This window comes from Rhizobium aureum (assembly GCF_030182495.1).
Classification (GTDB): Bacteria; Pseudomonadota; Alphaproteobacteria; order Rhizobiales; family Rhizobiaceae; genus Rhizobium; species Rhizobium tropici_C.
In genome coordinates, this window is the sequence record NZ_JAQJCI010000008.1 from 107,761 (window position 1) to 131,756 (window position 23,996).

At 59.5% G+C, this 23,996-nt stretch carries 20 protein-coding genes and 1 pseudogene; 5 read left to right on the top strand and 16 right to left on the bottom strand.

The annotated features are described in order from the left end of the window. Nucleotides 1-13 precede the first annotated feature (13 nt). Nucleotides 14-2,350: a glucose/quinate/shikimate family membrane-bound PQQ-dependent dehydrogenase gene (locus tag PH552_RS19655; RefSeq protein WP_285166252.1), complete on the bottom strand. Its 2,337-nt coding sequence runs from the start codon at nt 2,348-2,350 to the stop codon at nt 14-16. A gap of 354 nt (nt 2,351-2,704) precedes the next feature. On the opposite strand from PH552_RS19655, the gene PH552_RS19660 reads away from it, so the two are divergent. Continuing rightward, nucleotides 2,705-2,893, top strand: a complete 189-nt coding sequence (locus PH552_RS19660; protein ID WP_112345029.1) for a hypothetical protein — start codon at nt 2,705-2,707, stop codon at nt 2,891-2,893. A 57-nt stretch (nt 2,894-2,950) separates the two neighbouring features. On the opposite strand, the pseudogene PH552_RS19665 reads toward PH552_RS19660, so the two are convergent. Both PH552_RS19665 and PH552_RS19670 read right to left on the bottom strand, forming a co-directional pair. After that, nucleotides 2,951-3,668 (bottom strand): annotated as a pseudogene (locus tag PH552_RS19665) (esterase family protein). Next, complete coding sequence (locus tag PH552_RS19670) at nt 3,665-4,624, bottom strand: acetylxylan esterase (RefSeq protein ID WP_113250292.1); 960 nt, start codon at nt 4,622-4,624, stop codon at nt 3,665-3,667. Before PH552_RS19670 ends, PH552_RS19665 begins: the two are co-directional and overlap by 4 nt. A 308-nt stretch (nt 4,625-4,932) precedes the next feature. Between PH552_RS19670 and PH552_RS19675 the strand changes: the two genes are divergently transcribed. Further along, the gene (locus tag PH552_RS19675; protein ID WP_162736997.1) at nt 4,933-5,070 is read left to right on the top strand and encodes a hypothetical protein; all 138 of its coding nucleotides are present in this window, start codon (nt 4,933-4,935) and stop codon (nt 5,068-5,070) included. A 252-nt stretch (nt 5,071-5,322) separates the two neighbouring features. Further along, nucleotides 5,323-7,122 (top strand): diguanylate cyclase, encoded by a 1,800-nt coding sequence (locus PH552_RS19680; protein WP_285166253.1) that lies wholly within the window; start codon nt 5,323-5,325, stop codon nt 7,120-7,122. A 25-nt stretch (nt 7,123-7,147) separates the two neighbouring features. Here the strand turns inward: PH552_RS19680 and PH552_RS19685 are convergent, their stop codons facing one another. From PH552_RS19685 to PH552_RS19700, 4 genes are read right to left on the bottom strand one after another with little or no spacing between them, the layout of a single operon-like run. Beyond that, complete coding sequence (locus tag PH552_RS19685) at nt 7,148-8,110, bottom strand: Csu type fimbrial protein (protein WP_112345033.1); 963 nt, start codon at nt 8,108-8,110, stop codon at nt 7,148-7,150. Nucleotides 8,111-8,125: 15 nt separating this feature from the next. Then, a complete protein-coding gene (locus PH552_RS19690; RefSeq protein ID WP_112345034.1) occupies nt 8,126-10,489 on the bottom strand; it encodes a fimbria/pilus outer membrane usher protein in 2,364 nt (787 codons plus the stop codon). A 22-nt stretch (nt 10,490-10,511) separates the two neighbouring features. Then, nucleotides 10,512-11,231, bottom strand: coding sequence for a fimbrial biogenesis chaperone (locus PH552_RS19695; protein WP_112345035.1), 720 nt, complete (start codon nt 11,229-11,231; stop codon nt 10,512-10,514). Nucleotides 11,232-11,256: 25 nt separating this feature from the next. After that, nucleotides 11,257-11,754, bottom strand: a complete 498-nt coding sequence (locus tag PH552_RS19700) for a Csu type fimbrial protein (protein WP_112345036.1) — start codon at nt 11,752-11,754, stop codon at nt 11,257-11,259. A gap of 466 nt (nt 11,755-12,220) precedes the next feature. Between PH552_RS19700 and PH552_RS19705 the strand changes: the two genes are divergently transcribed. Continuing rightward, entirely contained in the window at nt 12,221-12,838 is a 618-nt protein-coding gene (locus PH552_RS19705; protein ID WP_113250248.1) for a hypothetical protein, read from the top strand. Between the two features lie 27 nt (nt 12,839-12,865). On the opposite strand, the gene pepT is transcribed toward PH552_RS19705, so the two are convergent. The 3 genes from pepT to PH552_RS19720 form a co-directional block, all read right to left on the bottom strand. Further along, nucleotides 12,866-14,098 (bottom strand): peptidase T, encoded by a 1,233-nt coding sequence (gene pepT / locus PH552_RS19710; protein ID WP_113250249.1) that lies wholly within the window; start codon nt 14,096-14,098, stop codon nt 12,866-12,868. A gap of 236 nt (nt 14,099-14,334) precedes the next feature. After that, nucleotides 14,335-14,859 carry a DUF992 domain-containing protein gene (locus PH552_RS19715; RefSeq protein ID WP_112345039.1) on the bottom strand — a complete coding sequence of 175 codons (525 nt, stop codon included), beginning with the start codon at nt 14,857-14,859 and terminating at the stop codon, nt 14,335-14,337. 246 nt (nt 14,860-15,105) lie between these two features. After that, a complete protein-coding gene (locus PH552_RS19720) occupies nt 15,106-16,353 on the bottom strand; it encodes an adenylate/guanylate cyclase domain-containing protein (RefSeq protein ID WP_112345040.1) in 1,248 nt (415 codons plus the stop codon). Nucleotides 16,354-16,574: 221 nt separating this feature from the next. Between PH552_RS19720 and PH552_RS19725 the strand changes: the two genes are divergently transcribed. After that, nucleotides 16,575-17,171, top strand: a complete 597-nt coding sequence (locus PH552_RS19725) for a nucleoside 2-deoxyribosyltransferase (protein ID WP_112345041.1) — start codon at nt 16,575-16,577, stop codon at nt 17,169-17,171. A 49-nt stretch (nt 17,172-17,220) separates the two neighbouring features. Here the strand turns inward: PH552_RS19725 and PH552_RS19730 are convergent, their stop codons facing one another. The 6 genes from PH552_RS19730 to PH552_RS19755 all read right to left on the bottom strand — a co-directional run bounded on the left by PH552_RS19730 (nt 17,221) and on the right by PH552_RS19755 (nt 23,879). Further along, entirely contained in the window at nt 17,221-17,997 is a 777-nt protein-coding gene (locus PH552_RS19730) for a phosphate/phosphite/phosphonate ABC transporter substrate-binding protein (RefSeq protein ID WP_112345042.1), read from the bottom strand. Between the two features lie 50 nt (nt 17,998-18,047). Further along, nucleotides 18,048-19,052, bottom strand: a complete 1,005-nt coding sequence (locus PH552_RS19735; RefSeq protein ID WP_112345043.1) for an ornithine cyclodeaminase family protein — start codon at nt 19,050-19,052, stop codon at nt 18,048-18,050. Nucleotides 19,053-19,165: 113 nt separating this feature from the next. Then, nucleotides 19,166-20,683, bottom strand: coding sequence for an HAL/PAL/TAL family ammonia-lyase (locus PH552_RS19740; RefSeq protein WP_112345044.1), 1,518 nt, complete (start codon nt 20,681-20,683; stop codon nt 19,166-19,168). A gap of 294 nt (nt 20,684-20,977) precedes the next feature. Further along, nucleotides 20,978-21,724, bottom strand: coding sequence for an ATP-binding cassette domain-containing protein (locus PH552_RS19745; protein WP_015343065.1), 747 nt, complete (start codon nt 21,722-21,724; stop codon nt 20,978-20,980). Continuing rightward, nucleotides 21,717-22,781, bottom strand: coding sequence for an ABC transporter permease subunit (locus tag PH552_RS19750; RefSeq protein WP_112345045.1), 1,065 nt, complete (start codon nt 22,779-22,781; stop codon nt 21,717-21,719). The genes PH552_RS19745 and PH552_RS19750 overlap by 8 nt, the downstream gene beginning before the upstream one ends. Before the next feature lie 108 nt (nt 22,782-22,889). Next, nucleotides 22,890-23,879 (bottom strand): ABC transporter substrate-binding protein, encoded by a 990-nt coding sequence (locus PH552_RS19755; protein WP_112345046.1) that lies wholly within the window; start codon nt 23,877-23,879, stop codon nt 22,890-22,892. Nucleotides 23,880-23,996: the final 117 nt, after the last annotated feature.

Here is a 23,996-nt window from a genome sequence, read left to right on the forward strand (position 1 = left end):
CAAAACCATCGGCCTATGGCAGCGTATAGCCGATCACATAGTCGCCAGGCTTCGTTCCCACCGAACCGTGCCCTCCAGCCACCATGACGACATATTGCTTGTTGTCGCTTGCCGTATAGGTCATCGGCGTTGCTTGGCCGCCTGCCGGCAGGCGTGCCTGCCAAAGCTGCCTGCCGGTGGTGACATCATAGGCTCGCAGATAATCGTCCACGGCGGCGGCCAGGAACGCCACTCCGCCCTTAGTCACCATCGGCCCGCCGATACCGGGAACGCCGACCTTGAAGGGCAACGGCAAGGGCGTCATGTCACGGACGGTACCATTCTTGTGCTTGTAGGCGATCTTGCCGGTCTTCAGGTCGACACCGGCAACATAGCCCCAGGGCGGCGCCTGGCAGGGAATGCCGAGCGGGCTGACGAACGGTCCCATATAGACGCCATAGGGTGAGCCCTCGTTTCGGTTGAGCCCCTGTTCACTCCCCTTGTCGCCGGCGCCTTTGGGCGGGATTTCGGCACGCGGTACCAGCCGCGAGGTGAAGGCCAGATAGGTCGGCATGCCGAACATGATCTGCCGTTCGGGATCGACGGCGACACTGCCCCAGTTGAAGGTGCCGAAATTGCCGGGGAAGATAATGGAGCCGCGCAGCGATGGCGGCGTATAACGGCCTTCATATTGGTGCTGATGGAAGGAGATGCGGCAGGCGAGCTGATCGAACAGCGAGATGCCCCACATGTCCTTTTCCGTGAGCGGCGGCGGCGAGAAGGTCAGATCCGAGATCGGTTGTGTTGGTGAGGCATGATCCTCCGGAATGGTGCCGCCCGACGCAGGAATCTCCTTAAAGGGAATGATCGGCGCGCCCGTGCGGCGATCGAGCACATAGATGTCGCCCTGCTTGGTCGAGGCGACCAGTGCCGGAACGACGCTGCCGTCCGCCTTTGTCAGATCGAAGAGCACGGGCTGCGCCGGTACGTCCATGTCCCAGAGATCATGATGGACGAATTGCTGCACCCATTTGAGCTGGCCGGTATTGATATCGAGCGCCACCACCGAGGAGGAAAAGCGTTCGACGTTTTCGCTGCGCCCCATGCCGAGCTGGTCGGGCGTCTGGTTGCCAAGCGGGACATAGACCATGCCGAGTGCCTCATCGGCACTGGAAACCGACCAGCTGTTCGGCGAATTGGTGGTGTAGGTCTGTCCCGCGGGTATGGGGGCTGTATGGTCCGGATTGCCCGAGTCCCAGTTCCAGAGCAATGTGCCGGTCCGGGCATCGAAGGCGCGAATGACGCCGGATTGCTCCTGCGTCGAGTAATTGTCGTTGACCGCACCGCCGATGATGATCTTGTCGGCAACGATGACGGGTGGCGACGTCGAATAATAGTAGCCGGCCGGATTGTACTTCATGCCAGCTTCCAGATGCAGTGTGCCCTGATTGGCAAAGCTCGGGCACACCTTGCCATTGGCCGCGTCGAGCGCGATCAATCGGGCATCCGAGGTCGGCAGATAGACGCGGTCGGCGCAAGGCGCTCCGGCTGCGGCGGCCGTGTCGTGGTAGTAAGAGACGCCACGACACGTTTGATGCTGGCGGTTGGGGTTCATGCCGGCATTGGCGTCGTAACGCCATTTTTCCTTGCCGTCCGTCGCACCGATGGCGATCGCCAGGCTGTGAGGTGTACAAATGAAAAGTGTGTCGCCCACCTTCAGCGGAGTCACCTGATAGGTGGTCTCACCGATATCGTCGGGCCGCTTCAGATCGCCGGTCTGGTAGCGCCAGACCTCCTTGAGATTGGCGACATTCTGCGGATTGATCTGATCGAGGGGCGAATAGCGCTGGCCGAAGGAGGTTCTGCCATACTGATGCCATTCGCCATCAGGCACATTGCCGCCCATCGGGGCATTTGACACGACGGCCGTCGGCAACTCGCCGGCTAGATCGTGAGGATCGGTCGTCATCGAATAGGCTGCAGCGACGACGGCGATGACGAGAGAAATGGCAAGCGGCCATGGATTGGCTCCATAATGAACCCCGTCGAGGCTGCGAAAGCCGAGCGGGCGCCGGATCCAGGGTGTCAGCAGCCAGAGCCCGATCAGAATGATGAGGCCGCCGCGCGGACCGAGCTGCCACCAGTCGAAACCGACCTCCCATATCGCCCAGGCAAGCGCTGCAAGCACGAAAATCGCATAGAGCCAAAGGGCGGCCGCCTTGCGCATGGCAAGCAGGATGGCGGTCAGGAGAAAGGCGAGTCCGGCCAGAAGATAAAAGAAACTTCCCCCGAGCAGGATGAGCCAAAGTCCGCCGCCGCCGAGCGCCAAGCCGATGAGCGCCAGAATGATCGAAGTGATGATGATGGCCATGATCCGTTCCAGTCTATCCGTCGATTGGACAGTGATTGATCGAAGGCATGCAAAGAACACGCGGGCTCCAACGGAGTCCGCGGCCACTCTTAAGTCGAAATCGATGTCGGTTGTTTCGCTGGCAGCATCCGGTGCGGTTTCCAAAGTGATTTGGATCGATGCATCAAGATCCCCAATCCATCAGAGATTGAATGCCAGGATTGCAAGAATGTTCCAATCCGGCCGACCGTTCAAGTTCGATACCGCGTCGCCCGAATTGATTAACGGACGTAGTTAATTTTTTAACAATTATGCAGATACTAATGGAACAAACATTGGAATCAAGGGTTTCCGCGCCGAGCCGGAGGACTAAAGATGAATCTGAAGATTGTTACTGCCCAGTCGGAAGTCGAGACCGCCGACACCGGAACCTATCCGGATGGCATGATGGACCGCATTCTGGTTGAGTTCTCCGCAAGCTCCGAGCAGCAACATCGCAAGTCTCACGAGCGGGATTACGGTGCGCGCAAGGCTTTGCGACCAATCCCGGCCGGACTTGCCTGATATCCCACTGAAGGATACGAGTTCGCAACACGCGGGTTCACGGCGTCGGTCGCCTGATCAGATGTAAAGCGGCGCCATTCTGCGCCATGCGCCGGCTCGATGAGCGCGCCCATCCCATACGTGCAGTCGATGGTCGATCTGCTTGTCAGCCAGAAGGCGGCTCAGGTGGCGGTTGTTGTCGATGAAGGGATCGGCGTCTCCGATCGTCATGACGATCTCGATCTGGCGCAGCTTCTCCAATCGCCAATCGCAGGCTAGCCCCGGCAGAAAATGTGTCGGCGTGTGAAAATAGATTTCGTCATCATAGTAACCGTCGAACAGGTCGGTGAAGGATTCGACCGTCATCGTCAGATCGTAGCGGCCGGAAAAGGCGACCAGCTTGCGGAAGAGGTGAGGGTGGCGGAAAACCAGGCTGGCCGCCTGGAAGGCGCCGAGGCTGCAACCATGGACGATGGTACACTCATGCGCGTTCTTCTGCGCCATCAGCGGCAGGACTTCGTTCAGGATATATTCCTCGAACGCTTTATGCCTGCGAATGCGCTCGGCCGGGTGACGATGAGCATCGTAGAAGGTTTCCCTGGCCAGCCCTTCGATGCAATAGAGCTGAAGGTGCCCACTGACCAGCTTGTCAGCGAGGCTGGCGACGATGCCGATCTGCTCATATTCCCAAAATCGTCCGTCGCGCGTGGGAAACACCAATACCTTGGCGCCGGCGTGACCGAACACCAGCAGCTCCATGTCTCGATCCAGCCGCGCGCAGGTATTCGCGGTTCATAGCACCTTGAAAAATCGCCCGACCTTGTCTCGCAGAATTGCGTTCTGCTTTTCGCTACCAGCATAATCGAAGTGGCCGGCATCCAGGATGAAGATTTCGTTAAACTTCTGCAGCGCATTTGCGACGGAGAACTGGCAGGGCGGCGCAACGGCCGGATCGAAAAGGGCAGGCGCGACGAGCATCGGAACGGTGATCCGGCTTGCTGCGATCGCGGCATCGAAGAAACGCAGGGTTTCGAGAACGCTGCCATGTTGCTTCTGATAGGCCTGGACGGATTGCGCACTGCCGACGGTCGGCAAGGTCAGCCATAGCGGACGATGCCCGAAAGTCGGGACTACGAGATGGCCGCGTCTGATCCTCGCATCGAACGGAATCGCCAATGCGCCGATACCGCCGCCGAAGCTGATGCCGCTATAGCCGATATGGCCGGCAACCCATGGGTAGAGGATCTCCAGGGTCGAAACGGCAAGCCAGATGTCTTCGACGCAGCCGCCGATGACATAGGTGTCGCGATTTTCGATGCCGTGCACAACATGCCCCGACGCGTCCGATGGGATCGGCGGGCGGGCGCTTAAAGAAAGCCCACGGCTGCAGGGAAACAGAACAGCGGCCTCTTCCAGCGGCAAGTCGAATTCGGGCTGATCCCTTCCTCCATATCCATGTCCGACGACGAGCCCGCGGCGCACCTGACCATGGCGGGGAATAAGCAGCCAACCGTTGATCTGAAACGATCCCGTCGACACATAGCTGATATCGAAAACATGCCAGTTGTCGTGACGCAATCTGCTGCGACGAAGTTTCGGTTGCGGATCGACGGCGATGGCGGCTTTGTAGCGCTGCCGCCAGAAATCGTCGAAGCCGAACGGGGCTTCCGGTGTCTCGATGGCCTGCAACTGCGAGAGCTGCATGCCATAGGTCGGATCGAAGTCGAAGGGATGGGCTGTCGGTACACTCATGGCAAATGTGTCGCGTGAAAGGATCGCCGACGCAAGCACCAACGCTGCACGGGCCGCAGATCGTCCTTAATTATCTCAAGGACTCCGTTTGGGATGGACAATCGATGCGATAGAGCACAACGCGAAAAGATGGCGCAAACAGGCTGATTTCCTGCGCACCGCGGCCCGCGAGCAAATATGGCAAGCATCCTGATGCGCAAGCCCGCCTGGAAAAGGAGCTGCGGCTTCCTTCTCCGGCCGTTGGACCAGCCGCGAAAAAACATGCTGATATAAATCCGCCCGAAGCTTTACCGGATGCGACGTCGAAGATGGGTTTTCCGCTGAGCGGCATCGTCATCGTCCTGGGTTCGATCCTGGTCTATGCGCTTGTCATATCGCATGTGGTCGGCCAGCCGCATTACTCCGCTCGCGTCAATTTCATGCCCCCTGCTTTCGTACAGAACTAGATGCCCCGCAACGCCTGCGCGGCAATCGGGAAAATGTGACGAAACCTCACTTTCGGCATTATTCTTCCCTATCGCTTCCGCGAGTGGGATGCTGGCTGTCATCGCAAAGACGTGAAGGCAAACACTGTCCGGCTGGCTATTGCGGTCGCTGCGCTCTCGAAAAATGAAGAAGTTTTAAGTCTGTTCGTTAAATGAAGATTCCAATGAATCTGTTGTAATCGTCGAACAGAAGGTAGTTTTGGAGAGCATTTCTTGTCACGGCTCAGAATTCAACAGCTGCAATGGATCGGCGCGGTTGCTGTTATCATGGTTTGCTTGATGATGGCCGGCTCTACGATTGCCTTTACCCTGTCGGATTACATCAGTTACAAGCGGGGAGTGACGGAGTTCAGCCGTTTTCACGCGGCGCTGCATGCGGCGGCGATGATCTCGAGGGAACGGGGGCCGGCAAACAGTCTCATGGGCGCTTCGCAAGACGAGCGGCCGCAATTTGCCGCCGCCTTGAAGGCCAGCCGTGATGAGACCGACAAGAACATTGCCGAACTCGAAACACTCTTTCGAATGGAAATAGATCAGTCGCCGGAGATGCGCAGCGCGTTCATGGCGGTCAAGGCGCAGCTGGAATCCGGCAGGCAGGCCGTCGACGCGGTGGCCGCCATGCCGCGGAGCGAGCGTAGCGGCGCAAAGATCGCAGAGGCGATCCAGGCAATGTTTCGTGCGGCGGACCGGGCGCAGGATTACCGCGACATTGCGGGCCGATCGATCATTGCTCTGGCACCGGAGACCGGCGCCGAAGTCATGCTGACATCGATGGCCGGCACGCTGAGAGAGCACGCTGGACGCCTGGGATCCTATGTGGTCATGATGCTGACCTCGCAAGGACAGGCTCGTTCGCACTATCGCAGCGCCTTCGACCGCGAATTGAACAGCCTCTTCGAGGTGAACGCGCTTCTGAAGACCTATGCGCCCACCACCTTGCAATCCCAAGCCGTTGCACGGCTGCTGGATCAGGTGACGCTCAGCTACTTTGCCGGATCGCTGCCCTATGCCCAGCGTGTTGCCTTCGAGTCGAACATCGATAACGCGCCGACACCGGCCGAATTCACGGCAAATTACGTTCCCGGAATGAAGTCCACCGAGATCCTGCGCGAGTTCATCGAAACGAGTGCATTGACTTCGTTCGATAGGGTTAGGGAGAACGCTGTGAAAGCCATGCTGGTCTCCGCCTCGCTGGCGGGGATGGCGATCGTGGTGGTCATCGGGTTGGCCTACACGCTGCGACGCTCGCTCTTCAGGCCCATGCTTGCCGCCATAGGTCAGATCGACGAGATTGCCGCGGGCAACCTCGCGACGCCACCGACAATGCCTCATGCCGGCCGGGAAGTGCGCGAAATGTTCCAGCGGCTCGATATTCTGCGTGAGCAGCAGCGATTCAAGCGGCATCTGGAAATGGAACGCAAGTCGATGACGGAAGAGCTCAGGCGCCTCTCTCAGACGGATTCGTTGACCGGACTCCTCAATCGGCGCGCGCTTGGCGAGGCAGTCGGACGGCTGCTTTCCGCAAAGAAAACAGGTTTCCGTGGCTTCAGTGTCGTCATGTTCGACATCGACCATTTCAAATCGATCAATGATCGATATGGACATGCCGTCGGCGACCGGGCGCTTCAAAGAGTCTCCGAAATTCTAGGGCCATGCCTGCGTCCCGATGATCTGTTCGCGCGCTATGGCGGCGAGGAATTCATCATCGTCCTCTGCGACGTGAGTGAAACATCGGCACGGTCGACCGCGGAAAGGCTGCGGGAGACCTTGGCACAGGCTGTCATCGACGGCGAGCATGGCTTGACGGTCACGGCCAGTTTCGGTGTCGACTGGCGTGCACAATGCACATTCGAAGATTGGGAAAAACTCGCCGTGGTTGCCGACAAGCGCCTTTATCAGGCCAAACGAAACGGGCGCAATCGGGTCTGTTTTTCCGATGCGCTTGAGGAGAAGACGATCGTGTCGGCAGTGAAAGTCGGGCCGGCTGCCCCAGGCGTCGAAAACGCCGCGTGACGGTCTACCGGCTGAGAATTTCGCGTCAGTAGGTGAGCGTGACCACCACCGTATCGGTGTAGATCCCAGGAGACGGCGTCGTCTGTGGTGGTACGCGGCCATAGACTGTCAGGAGCTGGCCTGCGCCGGTTCCGCTTCCCCCGACGGTGCTTCCCGGGGTGTTTGCATCGCCCCAGGGCTGCGACCGGTTCGTATCCTTGTAAAGACCATAGGTCACCGTTTCGGCCCCCTTCGACATTTTCCTGGCGGTCGGCGCGGCGTTCGCGGTGCCGCCATTCAGGGAAATCGTGTAGGTCGTGCCCGGCGTGCAGGTTGCCGTAATGGAACCGGTGGCGTCGACATTGGTGCTCAATACGCCCTGGCTACCGAAATCGATATTCTGGACGCTGACCAGGCAATTGGCGGCAACGCTCGCATTGACGCTGAAGGACGCGGTTCCCACCGTTCCCGAGGGGGCGGTGCAGGTTGTGGCGCTACTATAGCTGTAATAGAAAGAGGTGGAGGTCGATGTGAAGCTGGATGTATACGGCCCCGGTACCGCCGTCGATGGAGTTCCAAGTGCTGCTCCATAGACCGTCATGCTGCCGCTTGCGCCGACCAGCGAAACATTCAACAGGGCCATTGTCAGCGCATAGGCCGGCGCTCGCGACGGATAGGACCAGCTGCTCGCCCCCCACACCACGCTCCGGCCGCTATCGGAATAGAGCTGATAGTTCACAGTACTGGTTCCGTTCACCATCTGGCGCGCCGCGGCGGAAGATGCTCCGCCGCTGCCGGCGCCGATATCGGGGCAAATCAGGAGCCGCTTGCCCAGGTCCAGGAGCGCCCCTGTACAACTTACACTTATCGTAGATGTCGAATTGACCGGGGTGCCCGACAAGGTATCGACAGCACCGAAATTCATGTCGGTCGCAGTAAAACTGCAGCTCTGCGCCAGGCACAGCGAAGGCAGCAATAATGCGAGCAAAACGGTGATCGAACGCAGCATCCTTTCACCTCCCTTTTAAAAGCATCGGACATCATCGATTACCACCTGCTCGCCCCGCTGCGGCTTGTAAGCGAACTCGGCGTGGCATTTCGTCCCGTCCTCAAGCGAGACGTCGATCGAGTTGCGCGCGTGCAGCCCGCGAATATAGGCTTGGCCGTCATAGCCGATGACAAACGGCTCGTCCGATCCCTGCAATGCTCCGCTCAGGCCCGCCTGCAGCAGCGCACCGTTCTTATCTCTGATCGTCACGAGCGCCGCCTGCGGCGCTTGTGCTACGCCGAATTTGACGACGACACCGCTTCGATCCGCCGGGACGACAGTTTCCCGGGTTGCCGGAACGTCAGCATCGACGGGAAGATTCTTGGGATCGATGGAAACGGTATTGGGTTCATAGGAATTGAGGTTCGGCACCAGAATGCGGCCACTCTGGCCGGTCCTGCCGATAGGCCTGTTCTGCTGCTGGACTTCAACATCGGGGGCGCCGACATCGACGACGGCAAAGGCATCGTCGATCCGGTTGGTGGCAAAGACGCCACCGCCCGCGACTGCGATGGCGCCGTCCATGCGCGCGACCGCCCGTGCCTGGTTGTTCTGCTGCTGGACGCCGGCTTCGAACTCAGCGAATGAGGCCCTATAGCCGATCGCAGCCTCCCGGTTGGCATCCTCGCCTTCGGAGGTACGCAGCCGCCAGCCGACGCTGCCGTCCTCCTGCCGCAGCGGCTTGGAAACCTCGGCAACCACGTCAAGGCCATTCGGTCCACTTTGAATGCCCGTGTTCGCTGTGATGTTGTCGCCGAAAGGAATGGAAAGGCCGGCGAAGATGCCGAAATTGCTTCGTTCATCGAGGTCGGTGAAGGCGGTGGCGTAGAGCGTCGCGCGCCTGAACGTCTGGCTATACGAAAGTCCTGCGATCCGGCTCTTGCTTCCGTCCGAATTCTCAAGCCTCGTATAAGAGAGGTTGAGACTGGAAAGGTCCAGCGGCGCCGGCACGCTGAGGGTGACCTGATCGATGGCGCGCGGCACGCCGGCGCTGAATATCGTGAATTCGCCGGCCGTACTGGCCGTCGGCCTGGCGGAAACGGATGCTATGTCGTCGTAATCGTCGAAGGCGCGCTGCATGCGCGCATAGAGCGCCCACCTGTCGTAGCTCAGCTCAAACGAGGCATTCACAAGCGCCCCCGTGCGGGAGCCGCTTTTGCTCCCCGCGCCGGCAATCGATGCCACGCCCCAGGCGCCGAGAGGAAAGGCGGCTCCGACACCGCCATTCAACAGCTCCGTGCCACCTTCGAAATGCCCCTCCAGCGTCAGCCAGTCGGTCAATCCGTAGCGTGCCGTGGCGACTCCCATGATCCGGCCGTCATAATCGTCCGATTCCGTGCCGAAGTTTCGCCGGGGGACGCCAAGTTCCGCCGAAAAATCCAGCAGACCGTGGCGCAGAAGCCAATTGGACGCATAGAAGGGTAAGGTCTGCGTCGTCTCCCGCCCGAGGCTGTCGCGCAAGATCACGGTCGCTTGTCCACCGCCCGAAAAGACGGGGAGATTGGTCACTTCGAACGGCCCTGCAGGCACTTCGCCTGAATAGGTACGGACGTTTTGCGTGTAGATGTCGAGCGTCGAAGGGACGGCGGCGCTACCCGCAAACGCAGGCAACGGCTCGGTCACCAGATCGGAACGCAGCGCGAAATTGCGCTGGAATTGAATGCCGCCGAAATAGACCGGCCGCGTCCACGAGAGACCGCCGGTCGTTACGTCTCCGGCGCGATAGGTAACGAGGTTCTTCGGGTCGGAGTAGCTCCACGTCGTGTTGAGGCGGGTTATTCCGTCGAGGCTGCCGTTGGAGTAGCCGGCCAGAAAGGATTGGCTGAGCGTTCCGTAGGGGCTGAAGAGACGGGCATCGAACGATCCGGATATGCCTTGGAACAGGCTTGAATCGCCTTCGAAAAGGCTGTTGGAGCTCGCATAGAGGGAATAGTTGAGGACAGCGCCGTAGCCTGCCTGGGGTGCTGGGATCGTGCTTTCCTGCTGCCGTTTGACATCGATGACGTGCGGGGCACGACCCTTGTCGGTCGTCTGGACATAAAGCCGCTGAGTTTCCTCGTCGACCTGATACGACAGGCCGGGCAGGGCGCCGAGTTCAATGAGCCTATTGTCGGCGGCATCGGATGGAGGTTTTATGCCGACCTCGCGGAGTTCCTCGGCTGTTGCCGCAAGCGAGCCATTCGGGCGTTGTTTGAAATTGCCGATCATCTTCATCGAGGTATTGTTGATGAATACTTCCAGGTAGATGTCCCGCGTGCCGGCCGGCTGGTCTGCGGACACGATCGCCGTCGGGAGATTGGGCACTTCCTGAGCGCGCAGGACCGAAACCGAAAGACACATGCATAGGAGAACGGCACCGGCGCTACCGTTGATTAACGGCGACTTTTGCATCGAACGGCCCAAGATCGCTCTGGCCATGTAGCGTTACCGTACTGCCGGAAAGGGACTTCGCAGCCCCGATCGGCCATTGCATCGTCGCGCCGCCGAGCACATATCCGACCAGCCCGTTGCGGCCGCTGATCTTCGTCCCTCCTTGCGCCAGGGTGAGGTTCGACAAACGGAAGCGGCTGGCACCATTGTTCTTGCCGACCAGAAAGAGACCGCTGCCTTGACGGGCGACGCTCCAGGAGACATCGGGCGCCTTTACATCGGCTTGCTTGAAAAAGACGGGAATGGATTGACGCATGATGAGCGTAACCGTGCCGGCCCGTGCCCGTGACGCGTCGGGCAATTCGTCGACGATGACGCGATAGGTCTCTTCGGCTCTGACTGGCGCCTTGCTGGTACGGATCACTCGGACGACATACTGCCCGTTGGGGTTCATTCTCGTCGAAGGAGGGCTGGCGACAACATCCCTCGTCGGTTCCAGGCGCTCTATCCCGTCGGCCTGGCTCCATCTGAAAACGCGTATCTGAACATTGATGGGATGATCCCCGTCATTGCCGAGGTTCAAAACGGCTGCGCTGGCTGGCGCGACGAGTTCGAGACTTGTGGGTGCGACGCGCAGAGAAGCCGCGTTGATGGCGTCAGCACTGAGGCAAAAAAGCATAGACGCAGCAATGCATGGCAACATGCGTTGCATGACAGCCTCCTCGATCGATGGGTTTTCAGTAGGTGACGGTAACCGCCACAGTATCCGTATAGACGCCGGCAGCCGGTGTGGTTTGCGGTGGCACCCTGCCGTAGACGTTTATGTTCTGCACTGCGCCGTTGCCTGTACCCGTGACGGTATCTGTGCCTATGGTTATGCCCCATGTCTGCGTGCGGGCAGCGTCGCGATAAATGCCGTAGTTGATCGTTGCGTTGCTCGGCCCGGTCATCACACGGACAGCCGTCGTCGCTCCGCTGCCCGCGCCGGCACTCAAGCCGATATTGTAGGTTTGCCCCGATGTGCACTGAACGCCGATGGTGGTGGCCTGATCGATATTGGCCGCGATGACGCCGTTGGTGCCGAAATCAAGATCGTTGGCGCTCTGGATCAGGCACTGTGCCTGAATGGTAATGCGGACTGTCATATTGGCCGTCGCCGTGGCAGCCATTGTGGGCGGTGCTGCTGCGATCATTGAGATGGCAGCAAGGACAGCACCGCACAGCACTCTCTGCATTCGTATTCCCCCTCAACACAGCCTGCAAAAACATCAGAATATAATAAAGTAATCACATATCTGCTTTGCTGGCAATGAGGAGGAAAAAGGCGAACGAGATCGCTACAGTATCGAAAGAATACCGCTCGAGTATAGTTTAATTTTATTGAACAATTACCGGAATATGATTTGTATTTTTGAAAAACATGGTTAACGAAAAATGTATTGAACGGCCACCGAAACCGGATAGCATCAACGGAAATACGAGCTTCATACTCCGCGAATCATGTTCTTGGGAAAAGGTCAGTGATTCGCCTGGATCAAAGTTCAGAAAGAGGCGCCCGTGACTTGCCGGTCATCCCTCCCGAACCAGGACCTCCATCAACATTTTTTTGCAAAAGGTCTGCAATTAGCCATGTTTCGGTAAAAGCTGCGCCACAGTTCCCGTCAAAATGGGCAAGCGAGATCTTGTCCTAAGGAGCGATCGATGGATACGCAGCCTACGAGATGGTGGAACGGCCAAAGCGAGACGACCCGGCGGCTGAGTTCCGGACTTGCCGTTTGCGGCACGGTCGTCGGTGCTCTCTACATGATTGTTCAGACGGCTCCGACCGAACGCGCCATGCGCATTATCGATGATAGCGGTCGAATTACGATCGGCAACGGCGGGCTGCTGGACCATGTCGCAACGAATGGGTTGCAGGTCGTGGTGGATGCGAGCCCTACCCAACCGGTAACGTCGGTGCCGATTCCACAGCCATCGCCTCTCGCCGCTGCGAAAAGCAGTGCTTCGGCAAAGAAGGTTGCCTCGCGGACCGATGCCGCTAAGACGAGCGTCGCGGCATCCGGTGACGTCGAGCGTTTCGATCGTTGCCTGCCACAATGCGAAACACGCGATCCGTTGATTTCGGGATATCCGCAATATGCCGAGGCGAAGCCGTCCCTGGTCAGGGACGACGATCCGCCTCCGATAGTGGAGGAGAGGGCTGGCTTTCACCCGCTGGCCGGTGCCCGCCATATATTGACGAGGGCGGTGGATGCGCCCAGCGTAATGCTGCGACGGGGTCGCGAGGCGCTCGATACCGTCGCTCGCATAGATTGGTAGATTGGAAAAACCTGTTCTCGGAAACGCTTAGGCGCGTTCCGCCCAGATCTTCGCCAATTCAACGAGCGTCTTCACCGCTCTTTCCATATCCTGGCGGCTGACCCATTCCAACGGCGAATGGAAGGCGTGTCCGCCAGCAAATATGTTGGCGCAGGGCAGGCCCATGAACGAGAGCCTGGAACCGTCCGTACCGCCGCGAATGCTGCCACGAACCGGCGTCATGCCGGCCCGTCTTATGGCTTGGACGGCATTCTCGACGATCTGTGGATGGCGATCGAGGATCGCCTTCATGTTGCGGTATTGATGCCTGACGGTAAATGTATGCGAGGAGCCGGGGTAAGCGGTCATCACGTCCTTGACGATCTGCTCGAGCATCTTCTCCTTGACCGCAAGACCCGCCTCGTCGAAATCGCGGATGATGAAACCGAGTGCTGCCTTCTCCATCGAACCGCTGACGCCGGTGGGATGAATGAAACCCTCGCGGCCCTCAGTCGTTTCAGGCGCAATGTCTTTCGGCAGCCTGTCGATGATCGCGCCGGCGATCTTGATGGCGTTCTCCATCTTTCCTTTGGCGAAGCCCGGATGAATGGCAACGCCCTGAATGACGATCTCGACGCTATCGGCCGAAAAAGTCTCGTCTTCTATGTGGCCTGCCGTTTCGCCGTCGACCGTATAGGCGAATTGTGCCCCCAGCTTCTTCAGATCGACCTTGTCGACGCCGCGCCCGATCTCCTCATCGGTCGTGAACAGAAGCTTGATGGTGCCGTGACGGATATCCGGATTGTCGACGAGATATTGCGCGGCTGCCACGATCTCGGCGAGGCCCGCCTTGTCATCGGCGCCGAGCAGCGTCGTACCATCCGAGGTGATGATGTCATTGCCGACCTGGTCGCGCAGAGTAGGGTGCTCGCCGACAAGGATGACCTGTTGCGGATCGCCGGGCAGGCGGATATCGCCGCCGTCGTAGTTCTTGAGGACCTGCGGCTTGACATTCGTGCCGGTGAAATCCGGCGCCGTGTCCATGTGGGAGCAGAAGCAGATCACGGGAACAGGCTTATCGACATTCGATGGAATGGTCGCATAGACATAGCCATGCTCGTCGAGATGTGCGTCGGCAAGGCCGATCGCCAGCAACTCATCGACGAGGACGCGGCCAAGATTTTTCTGCTTTTCGGTGGAAGGCTGCGCGCTCGAGGTCGGGTCCGATTGCGTATCGATGACAACGTAACGAAGAAAACGATCGGTGACGGTATCGGTCATGAACCTGGCTCCAATGAATCACTCGGTTTTGCATAGAGCATTTCCGCTTTTCTTCGAATCGCGAAAAGGCTCCGTCCTCTTGTTTTCCGCAATTGCGGAGGCAAAACCGCTACGCACTTTTCCTGGAATTGTTTTAGCTATGGCCCCGCGCTAGCGCGGCGTCCGCATGAAAGAATGGCCGCTCCAGCACCATGCGGGAGCGGCCATATCACGCGATACGACTGTGACCGAAAGCCTTACTCGGCCGAAGTCAGCGTAACCGACGTACCGGTCGCAGCAAGGTTCAAGCCGAGCTGACCCGTCACGCTTACGGTTTGAAGATGGATCGAGCCGGAGGTGCCGCCAACGAGAATATTCGTGCCGACGCCGGCACCGACCGTCGCTTCAACGGTAGCGCCCTGATAGAGGCCGCTCAGAGAACCATGATGATAGCCGGCTGTCGGCGCGAAGACCAACCAGACAAGCCGGCTGCGGGTCGTAAAGCCGAGATCTACACCCATCTTCCTGATCGCACCGGTATAATGGTCGATGCGCTCGCGTCCGACCGTCGAATGGAAGGTGCAATCCACCTCCTTAGCCGAGCCGAGCACATAGCCGACACCGCCGCCGATCTCGCATTCGAGATAGCCGATTTTCACGCCGTTGCGCTGATCGGGTTCTTCTTCGCGATAGGTCGTCGGCATATCCGCCGCCCGTGCCACCGCCGCGCCTGCAACGATCAAAGATGCTGCTGAAAACGCCAGGGTCAAAATTTTTCTCATCTGTTTTCTCCTTGTCAGAGTATTATGGGTGGCAGGCACCCTCGTGGTCGAGCCGATAGAATCAACCCTTACTAAACGTACGTACGCGCAGAACGATCCCCAAAATAAGGCGGCTATCGTCATGATCCACTTCACAATATAGGGAACTGGATCCGCAGCGGCACCCCCGGACCATTTCACGTTTTGCAACCGACTGAGTCGCGCCGTATCAAATCGCCGTCCGGCCAGCGGATTTGCCTTCGCTGATCAGCCCGATTGCGGCAGCTTCTCCCTTGCCGCGAAGGCGTAGACATCCACCGGTTCGCCGAGACCCTTGAGAGGGAAGGAGCCGAGGCTTTCCATATCGCGCTGACATGCGGCCATATCGACGAATGCCTTCGACAGCAGTACCGGTCGCTTGACCTCCTTGGTCAACGATTCCAGCCGCGAGGCAATGTTGACGGCCGGCCCGATGACGGTGAAATCGAGACGGGTGCGGGAGCCGATATTGCCGTACATGACGTCGCCGACATGCACCCCGACGCCATAGCGCAGTATTTCGCGGCCATGCTTGCGGTTTTCTTCGTTGAGTGCTTCTACGGCCGCCTGCGCCTCGCTGATGGCAAGAAGAAGATTGTGACATGCATTGGGATCGCTCAATGGAAAGATCGCGAGCAATCCATCACCCATGAATTTGAGAATCTCACCGCCATGCTTCTCAATCGGCTCGACCATGGCATCGAAATAGCCGTTGAGCAGCTCGATGACGTCGTCCCGTGGCCACATATCGGAAATGGTGGTGAAATCTCTCAGGTCGCAGATGAGAATGGCCGCGCCGACCGTGGTGCCGCTGCCGCGCGTCGTCGCACCCGCAAGGATCTTCTCGCTCGCATGCGGCCCGACATAGGTGCGCAACAGCGTGCGGGCCATGATGTTCTTCAGCCGGATCTCGGTCACCATCGTCAGGGCCGGCAGCAAATCCTTCAGGAAAGTCATGTGCTGCTCGGTGAAGCCGCCGGGCGCATCCGAGGCGAAGGTGGCAATGTGCCGCTTGCCGAGCGTGTGGTAGATCGGCCAGGCAATATAGTCGGTCAGCCCTTCGTCATACATTTCCTTGTACAGCGGATAGGTCAGCTGATCCTTGCCGGAGACCTCCAGATTCTGCCGAACTTCGGCCGCGCCGTTGAAAATCTCGTTGATGGGACTTGCCAGAAACTGCGGCGTGTTCTCCACCCCATAGCTGAAGGTTGCGATATCGGCTTCCTTCATTCCGGTGCGCCAGAGGATTCGCGCGCCGAGCCATTGCGGATGCAGCGTCCGGAAATGCATGGTCGCTCTTGCCACCGGAATCCCAACCGCGCGCATCTTTTCGCAGAGTTCGACGAGAATGTTGTCGATGAAACGCTGGTCGCGGACATCGTTCATCAGCCAATCGAGAATCTTGCTTTGCTTTGTCGGCCAGTTGCCGCGATCGTCATATGGTGCTTCGGCAATTGCCTCGATGGAAGATTGCATTTCCTTATACCCCACAAATTCCGTTAGCTGCCATGGGCCTTCGACGCCATTCGATACTGAGCGTGACTATACGCGCCTCGCCAGCGGCCGGGAAACGGCAATCGCCTCTATTTCGCGATTTCGTAGATTATGTTTCAGGCTATGGCAGAAGAGGCTTGAATCGGCCATAGGCTTCATATGGTTCCGCAATTCCCGCAGTGCAATATCGAGAGGCAAAGCTATTGAGAGCATATCTGGCAGGCCCCGAAGTCTTTCTTCCCAATGCAAGGGAAATCCTCGATCGCAAGATCGCATTGGCTCGCAGCTACGGATTTATCCCCGTTTCGCCCGGTGATCTGGTAGCGCCGGAGACGGAGACACGCCGGGAGCGAGGTCTTGCCATCAGCGCGATCAACGAGACGCTGATGTCGAGCGCCGATCTCATCATCGCCAACCTGACGCCGTTTCGCGGTATCGCCGCGGATGTCGGCACAGCCTTCGAGCTCGGCTTCATGTGCGCACGCGGCTGCCCGGCATTCGCCTTTTCGAACTGCACCGAAAACCATTTCGAGCGTGTGAGCGGACTTTACAATGGCGACGTTCGTCTCGGTCCGGACGGACGCCATCGCGGTCCCGACGGAATGGCGCTGGAAAACTTCGACATGGCCGACAATCTGATGCTCGACGGCGGCGTTGCAGCACGTGACGGCATCATCATAACGCGCCAGGTCGCGGCGGATCAGCTTTTTCTGGATCTGACCGCGTTCGAGGAATGCCTTCGCGTCGCTGCCGGCAAATTGTTGAGGCAAGCCAACGGCACGGAATGCGCCGCCTCTTGACCGCTTCATTTTGCTGACTCAGCAAAAGCGGCGGAAGTTCCTTCGAACTTTACCAAGCCTCGAGAGCTTCATCGACAGAGCGCGCTCGCGCAGGCAGCTGCTCATACGCGGCAATATCCGGTTCCACGAACGCAGCCAGGCCGAGTGACGCAAGGATATCGCGCCCTTCCGGGTCCCGGTGTGCGCCGAGCAGAGCAGCACGAAGCGCAGCAGTGATTTCGGACGTTTGTTGTCGGGAGGCAACCAGCAGAGGGAAGGGCGCGGGCTTTGTCGTGGCGATGACCCGCAACGATGCGATCATGTCTGGCTCATGCATTTCCAGAAGCTGGTAGGCATAGGCATCGATCGCGCCGACATCGACGACGCCTGAGCGGATTGCCTCGATCACGCCACGCGGATTGAGGAGCGGACCGAAAGTCTCGCTCGCCGGCCGTCCGCCGGCAAGTGCCGTAAAGAATTCGCGTGGCGCATTGTAGCCCGACTGCGAGTCCCGCACCGTCCAGCCCCAGCGCGCGGTCACAAGATCGGCCCCTGCAAACGGCCTGTCGCGCGCGGCGACGACGTGACTGGCATAGACCGGCTGGCCGTTTGCCCAATCCGCCAGCGAAACAGGCGCTACAAGCGGCAGCGGACGCTCCGCTTTCGCAAGCCTGGAGAACGGAAAGCCGCACATGAAGACGGCGCCCATATCCGGGCGCGCCCATAGCTCGGAAAGCGGCGCCGGTGCGGCGTGGGCGATGACCTCGAGCCTGACATCAGATCGATCCGCCAGCCAATGAAAGAGGCGGTCCCAAAGCTCCGATATTTTCGGGCTCAGATTGTACATTCGCGAGCAGGCAATGACGGGGGCAGGGGTGAGAGACATCGTCATGCTCGTCACGCAAATCGAAGGCGTTGGCCGAGATTCATGCGCTTTGCTTTTTCGACCATCGCCGCGCCAAGCGCGACATCGGTCGTGCTGAGCCCGCGATGCCAGAAAAGAATGGTCTCGTCATCGCTTTCGCGGCCCGGCTTGGCGCCGCAAACGATCTGGCCGATCTCCGCATGCAGCGTGTCGGCTGTCACTTTGCCCTCGTCGACATGACGGCGCAGCGCGCCGAAGGGGCGACCAGGGCCGCATTGCCCCCAGTCATCGACCACGACCTTGTCCATGATATCGGTCAGGTCGAATTCGAGCGCGCTCATCGTGCCATAAGGCACGACGAAAGCGCCTTTCTTGACCCAAGCAGTCTTGAAGAGCGGCGTCGGCTCCGGCAGGCGGCTCGCCTCGATCATGATATCGGCGCCTTTCAGACAATCCTCCCAATTGTCCGTCACGATGATCTTCTTACCGAGATCCTTTTCCAGCCGTGCGGCGAAGGCATCGCGGCTTTCCGGACGGCGCGAATGCACGCGGATCTCGTCGAAATCGAAGATGTGATCGAGCAGCCGCACGTTCCAATAAGAGGTGCCCCGCGCGCCGATATGGCCGAGAATCCTGCTGTCCTTGCGGGCAAGATGGCGCGCGCCAATGGCGGTGACGGCGCCCGTGCGCATGTCGGTGATCGCGGTCGCATCGATGATGGCTCGCGGCATGCCGGTGTGCGGATCGAACAGATTGAGGACCGCCATTTCCGAGGGCAGGCCCTGCTTGTAATTGTCGACGAAATCGCCGACCACCTTGACGCCGGCATAGCCGAGCGGCTTCACATAACCGCGCAGCACGTTGAAATGCCCCTTGTCGGAACTCTCGGGCACGAGATGAACGCGAGGCTCGATGACGGTCTCGCCGCGCCCTTGCGCATTGAGCGCACTGGTCACGGCGTCAAGAATTTCATCGTTGGAAAGCGCCAGCGCCTTGGCGTCGATGGCATTGAGATAGTCGATCCAGATTTCCTGCATTACCGTTCTCCAGGCCTTGCACCGGCCATGCCGGTCTAACGAATGATCCAAGCCGCATGGGCGACCTGCGAAAAGCAAGGCAACGGGCATGGACCGCCTTGCCGCCATATCGATCAGGAAGCTGTTTCCATCACATCGGCGCTCTTAATGAACTCCGACAACTTCTGAAAATCCGGCCCCTGCGCACGATCCTCCTCCAGCGGAGGAACCAGTTCGCGCACCTTGCGATAGGCGCGCAACGTCCCGCCGCCAAGCTCGCTCACGATGCCGCGCAGATCAACGCCCTGGGCGGATGCGACAAGCTCGATGGCCACGAGATAGCGCAGCCGTTCGATCATGGCTTCTATCTTCGTCAGGACACTCGGCGCCATCGATGCCTGATCCTCGACACCGTCTGCAACCGGGATCGGCGTGAGCGACACCGGAATAGCCAGATGGCGTATCTCGGCTTCGAGCGCCGAGACCGTTTTCTGCACGGTGGCAAAACCCGTTCTGCTCTGCCCAAGCGGCGTCAGGAACCGCGGCAGTTCCGACATGCCTGGTGACATGATCTTCATGGTTCGATAGGCGGCCCCTGCCGCACAATGGGCGATGGCCTGGCCGAGCCGCTCCCAGGCCAGAACGAAGGCTGTCATGTCGAAATTGCCATGCGACAGGATAAGCCCTTCGTCGGCCAGCACGACAGGATTGTCGCCGGAGCTTGCGAGTTCGATCTCGGTCGCGGCGCGCGCATCGCCGATCGCATGGAGGAGGGCGCCCCATACCTGGGGAGCACAGCGATAGCTCAAAGGATCCTGCAGACGCCGCGCCGCACCTTCGATCAAAAGAGAACTTCCGGAAAGCAGCTCCCGCAGTCTCGCCGCCGTCTCGCGCTGGCCGAAGGCCGGCCTGGCCGCCAGTGCCCGGTCGTCGAAGGCAGAGACGTTCGCCCGGAAAGCCTCGAAGTTCAGGGCAACAGCCGCAAGCGACCAATCAAACAGCCGCTCGATATCCTCGATGCAGAGGCAGGCCTTGCCGACCGACAGGCTGTTGGCGACGACAAGGACATGGCCGTCCTTCGGCGCGATCGGCAGAGGTTTCAGGCCAGCCTTCAACAGAGCGTCCAATGCCGGCACGATCGTGCCATCCACTTCTGCCTCGCCATCGCCCAACAAGGCTCGTGCCATATGCGCCAGAGGCGCAAGATCGGCAGCACCGATCGAACCGAGCGATGGCACGACCGGATGAAAGCCCGCATTGAGCGCCTCAACGAGGCCGGCGAAAACCGGAAGCGACACGCCGGAGCCGCCAGCCGCCATGCCGGCAATGCGAGCGGCCATCATCGCCCTCACGGCTTCGCGCGGAAGCGCCGACCCAACTCCTACGGCACGAGCCTGCGGCACGCGCAATTGGAAGGCGATGAGGTCATCCGTGGCGAGGCGAGTATCAACGCCCGCGCCTAACGCTGTCGTCAAACCATAAACAGGCCGGTCGGCCGCCAGGTAGCGTTCAACGATAGCGCGGGCGGCGGCGATCTTGTCTTCGACGTCCTGAGAAATCGCGATCCTGGCGTTGCGTCGCGCGATTGCAGCAATATCGCTCACCGTCGGGGGTGCTCCGGTGAAGGATACGATATTGTCCGTCTTGCTCATTCCTGCCTGCCTCCAAGACGTGCGCTCGGTTTCCCGCAATCTTCGCCAGAACGCTCTTCCAGTCTATATTGGTCATCGAATTAGATAGACATCACGCATAGCACGGCGCATGACCAGCAACAGCCATATGGATTGACGAACACCGCTATCTCATTGCGAGGCAATATTGGGCGCGCGGAAAAGCTCAAGCAGCGCCGAGCGATCAAGCCAAAGGTCCCCTACGCAAGCAAGGTGATAGCGATGACACATCATCGCTATCACCTTGTTTTGAACGAAGCTTGGTTCGGTGACGAGTTAGCCGCCGATCATGAGCCGGACGACTTCCTCGTGATTGGTGTCGGCGATGTTGCGTTCGCCGGCCACGATCCCGCGCCGCAAGACGACGATGCGGTCGGAAACCGCGAAAATATCCTGCAGATTATGCGAGATGAAGATGACGCCGCGCCCCTGCGCCTTCAGCGATTTGATCAGGGCCACGACCTTGCGCTGTTCGGGCACACCGAGTGCGGCCGTCGGTTCGTCCATGACCAGAATGCGGGCATTCCAGTAAACCGCACGTCCGATCGCGACCGCCTGACGCTGACCGCCGGAGAAGTTGCTGACCGGCGCATCGAGCCGCTTCACATGGAAATCGAGCTCCGCCATGGTCTTGCGCGCCGCTTCTGCCATGGCCTTCCGATCGAGAACCGGTAGGAAACCAAAAAGCTTCTTCATCGGTTCGCGCCCAAGGAAGATGTTGGAGCCGATCGTCAGATTGTCGGCAAGCGCCAGATCCTGGTAGATCGTCTCGATGCCTTTCTCGCGCGCATCCTGCGGCGATGAGAAGGTGACCGGCTTGCCTTCGATCAGGATCTCGCCCGCAGTCGGCGGGTAGACGCCGGAGATCGCCTTGATCATCGTCGTCTTGCCCGCACCATTATCGCCGGCAAGTGCCACGACTTCGCCGGGCCGAACGACCATGGAGCAATTGTCGAGGGCACGCACCGCGCCGAAATAGCGCGAGAGATTGCGGACCTCGAGGAGGGGAGTTGCACTATTCATCCTGTTTCGCTCCGCTGAACCGGCGCTGTGCCTGGTCGATGAGCACCGAAATGATGATGACGATGCCGACGGCAATGAACTGCCAGAACGGCTCCACGTTCATGAAGACGAGGCCATACTGGATGACGGCGATGACGAGAGCACCGGCAATGGTGCCGATGATCGTGCCGGACCCGCCGAACAGGCTCGCGCCACCGATGACGACGGCGGCCACGCTATCGAGCAGCAGGGGTTCGCCGGCCTGGGCAGCGCCTGCGGTGAAACGAGCTGCATAAAGCGCACCACCCAGGCCTGCGCAGACAGCAGAGAGGATATAGAGCCGCAGCAGATGGGACTTGATGTCGATGCCGGCGCGGCGCGCGGCCTGCGCATTGGCGCCGATGGCATAATTATGCTGGCCGAAGCGGGTCTGGCTCAGCAGGTAATGCATGATCACCACGAAGACCAGCGTGACGATGACGAGATAGGGCACGCCGTAGAGCCGCCCGTTGCCGAGCTCGGCGAAATAGGAATTCTTGACCGGCACGGTGGTGCCGCCGGCAATCAGGAAGGCCGTGCCCCGGGCCACGCCGAACATGCCAAGCGTGCCGATAAACGGCGGAACTTTGAGACGGGAAATCAGCAGACCGTTGATGAAGCCGGGGACCGCGGCGGCGAGCATGGCAACGAGAATACCGAATACCATCGCTATCGGCAGAGGCATGTAGAGCCCGGCGATATTGGCGATATGCGCCGCAACGACGGCAGCAAGCCCCATGATGAAGCCGGTCGACAGATCGATGCCGCCGGAAATGATAACGAAGGTCTGTCCGATCGCCAGCAGCAGCGGCGCTACGGCGAAGATCGCGACGGACTGCCAGTTGAAGCTCGAGCCGATGAACGTGCCGCCGAAATCGATCCGTGCCCAGATTTCGAAAGTCACGATAAGTCCGGCAAGAAACAGCCACGCGCGCAATTGCGCGATGCGATTTAGGATGGTTTTTGCCTGGTCGCCGTGGTCCGCCTGCGGCGCCACGTGGTGATCCGCCTTGCGGACCTCTGCATTGTCGATTGTCATTGACTGTCCAAACTGAAGCGTTGAAGGCGCGAAGATCACGGCGCCGTTCGCTCTATCATCGTTGGATGATGTGCCTCGCCCTGTGGCGAGGCACAGACTAGCTCCGGATCAATCGGAGTAGATGAACTTCGCGACGTTCTTGTCGGTGACGTTCGATTTGTCGATGACCGTGAAGCCGGTGCCGATCGCCGTCGGGATCGAATTGCCGGTCAGGTGGGCGTAGGCTGCCATCACGCCGAAATAGCCGATTTCAGCCGGATGCTGTGCAATCGCCAGATCGACAAGGCCGGAGTTGATGTTGTCGACGATCGACGTCGGCGCATCGAAGGCGACCACACGGATCTTGCCCGTCTGACCGGCCTGCTGCACGCCGTTTGCGGCACCGAGGGCGGAGAATAGATTGGCCCCGAAGACACCATCGAGATCGGAGTTGCGGGCAAAGACCGCCTGCAACTGCGATGCCGCCTTGTTGGCGTCGTCGTCGTTATACTGCGTCTCCAGAACGGTGATGTTCGGATATTTCTTCATTTCCTCCTTGAAGCCCTGCTCGCGCTGATCCGTAGTCGAGATGCCGGGCTTCACGTTGGAAACGTAGACCTTGCCCTTTTCGCCGACGGCTTTCGCCAGCGCGCGTGCGGCAATCGCACCGCCGAGCAGGTTGTCGGAAGCGATGTAGGACAGCGGAAAATCGGCATCGCCCTTGCCGGTCTGGTAGACGCCGGTGCCGATGAAGGTATCGACGGTGATGACCGGGATACCGGCATCCGCCGCCTTCTTGAGCGGCTGGATCAGCTGATCCTTGTCGGTCGGGGCGATGAGGATCGCGTCTGGCTTCTTGGCGATCACCGCGTCAAGAACCGGAACCTGCGTCACCGGATTGAAATCGGGGCCACCTTGAAACACAAGCGTCGCGCCGATGGCCTTGGCCGCGGCCTCGGCGCCCTTGCGCATGGTGATGTAAAAAGCATCCGTCGTCAGCCCCGGAATAAGGGCAATCGTAAATTTCTTGTCTGCAGCCCTGGCGGTGCCGGCAACAGCTGCAACACCCGTCGCGAGCGATGCCACGGCCGAGGCCTTCAGAAATGAGCGGCGCTCCATAATTTTCCTCCTCTTGAAGCCGAACCTCCCCTGTTCGGCACAGCGATAATCAGTGGGTTACCGCGACGCGTCAAGTAATTTTTTTCTGCAAGGAATTTCTTTTATCCAATTGATATA

Coding starts and splice junctions, on each gene's coding strand:
- PH552_RS19655 (WP_285166252.1), bottom strand. CDS start 2,350: ATGGCCATCATCATCACTTCGATCATTCTGGCGCTCATCGGCTTGGCG.
- PH552_RS19660 (WP_112345029.1), top strand. CDS start 2,705: ATGAATCTGAAGATTGTTACTGCCCAGTCGGAAGTCGAGACCGCCGAC.
- PH552_RS19670 (WP_113250292.1), bottom strand. CDS start 4,624: ATGAGTGTACCGACAGCCCATCCCTTCGACTTCGATCCGACCTATGGC.
- PH552_RS19675 (WP_162736997.1), top strand. CDS start 4,933: ATGGGTTTTCCGCTGAGCGGCATCGTCATCGTCCTGGGTTCGATCCTG.
- PH552_RS19685 (WP_112345033.1), bottom strand. CDS start 8,110: ATGCTGCGTTCGATCACCGTTTTGCTCGCATTATTGCTGCCTTCGCTG.
- PH552_RS19690 (WP_112345034.1), bottom strand. CDS start 10,489: ATGTGTCTTTCGGTTTCGGTCCTGCGCGCTCAGGAAGTGCCCAATCTC.
- PH552_RS19695 (WP_112345035.1), bottom strand. CDS start 11,231: ATGCAACGCATGTTGCCATGCATTGCTGCGTCTATGCTTTTTTGCCTC.
- PH552_RS19700 (WP_112345036.1), bottom strand. CDS start 11,754: ATGCAGAGAGTGCTGTGCGGTGCTGTCCTTGCTGCCATCTCAATGATC.
- PH552_RS19705 (WP_113250248.1), top strand. CDS start 12,221: ATGGATACGCAGCCTACGAGATGGTGGAACGGCCAAAGCGAGACGACC.
- pepT (WP_113250249.1), bottom strand. CDS start 14,098: ATGACCGATACCGTCACCGATCGTTTTCTTCGTTACGTTGTCATCGAT.
- PH552_RS19715 (WP_112345039.1), bottom strand. CDS start 14,859: ATGAGAAAAATTTTGACCCTGGCGTTTTCAGCAGCATCTTTGATCGTT.
- PH552_RS19720 (WP_112345040.1), bottom strand. CDS start 16,353: ATGCAATCTTCCATCGAGGCAATTGCCGAAGCACCATATGACGATCGC.
- PH552_RS19730 (WP_112345042.1), bottom strand. CDS start 17,997: ATGTACAATCTGAGCCCGAAAATATCGGAGCTTTGGGACCGCCTCTTT.
- PH552_RS19735 (WP_112345043.1), bottom strand. CDS start 19,052: ATGCAGGAAATCTGGATCGACTATCTCAATGCCATCGACGCCAAGGCG.
- PH552_RS19740 (WP_112345044.1), bottom strand. CDS start 20,683: ATGAGCAAGACGGACAATATCGTATCCTTCACCGGAGCACCCCCGACG.
- PH552_RS19745 (WP_015343065.1), bottom strand. CDS start 21,724: ATGAATAGTGCAACTCCCCTCCTCGAGGTCCGCAATCTCTCGCGCTAT.
- PH552_RS19750 (WP_112345045.1), bottom strand. CDS start 22,781: ATGACAATCGACAATGCAGAGGTCCGCAAGGCGGATCACCACGTGGCG.
- PH552_RS19755 (WP_112345046.1), bottom strand. CDS start 23,879: ATGGAGCGCCGCTCATTTCTGAAGGCCTCGGCCGTGGCATCGCTCGCG.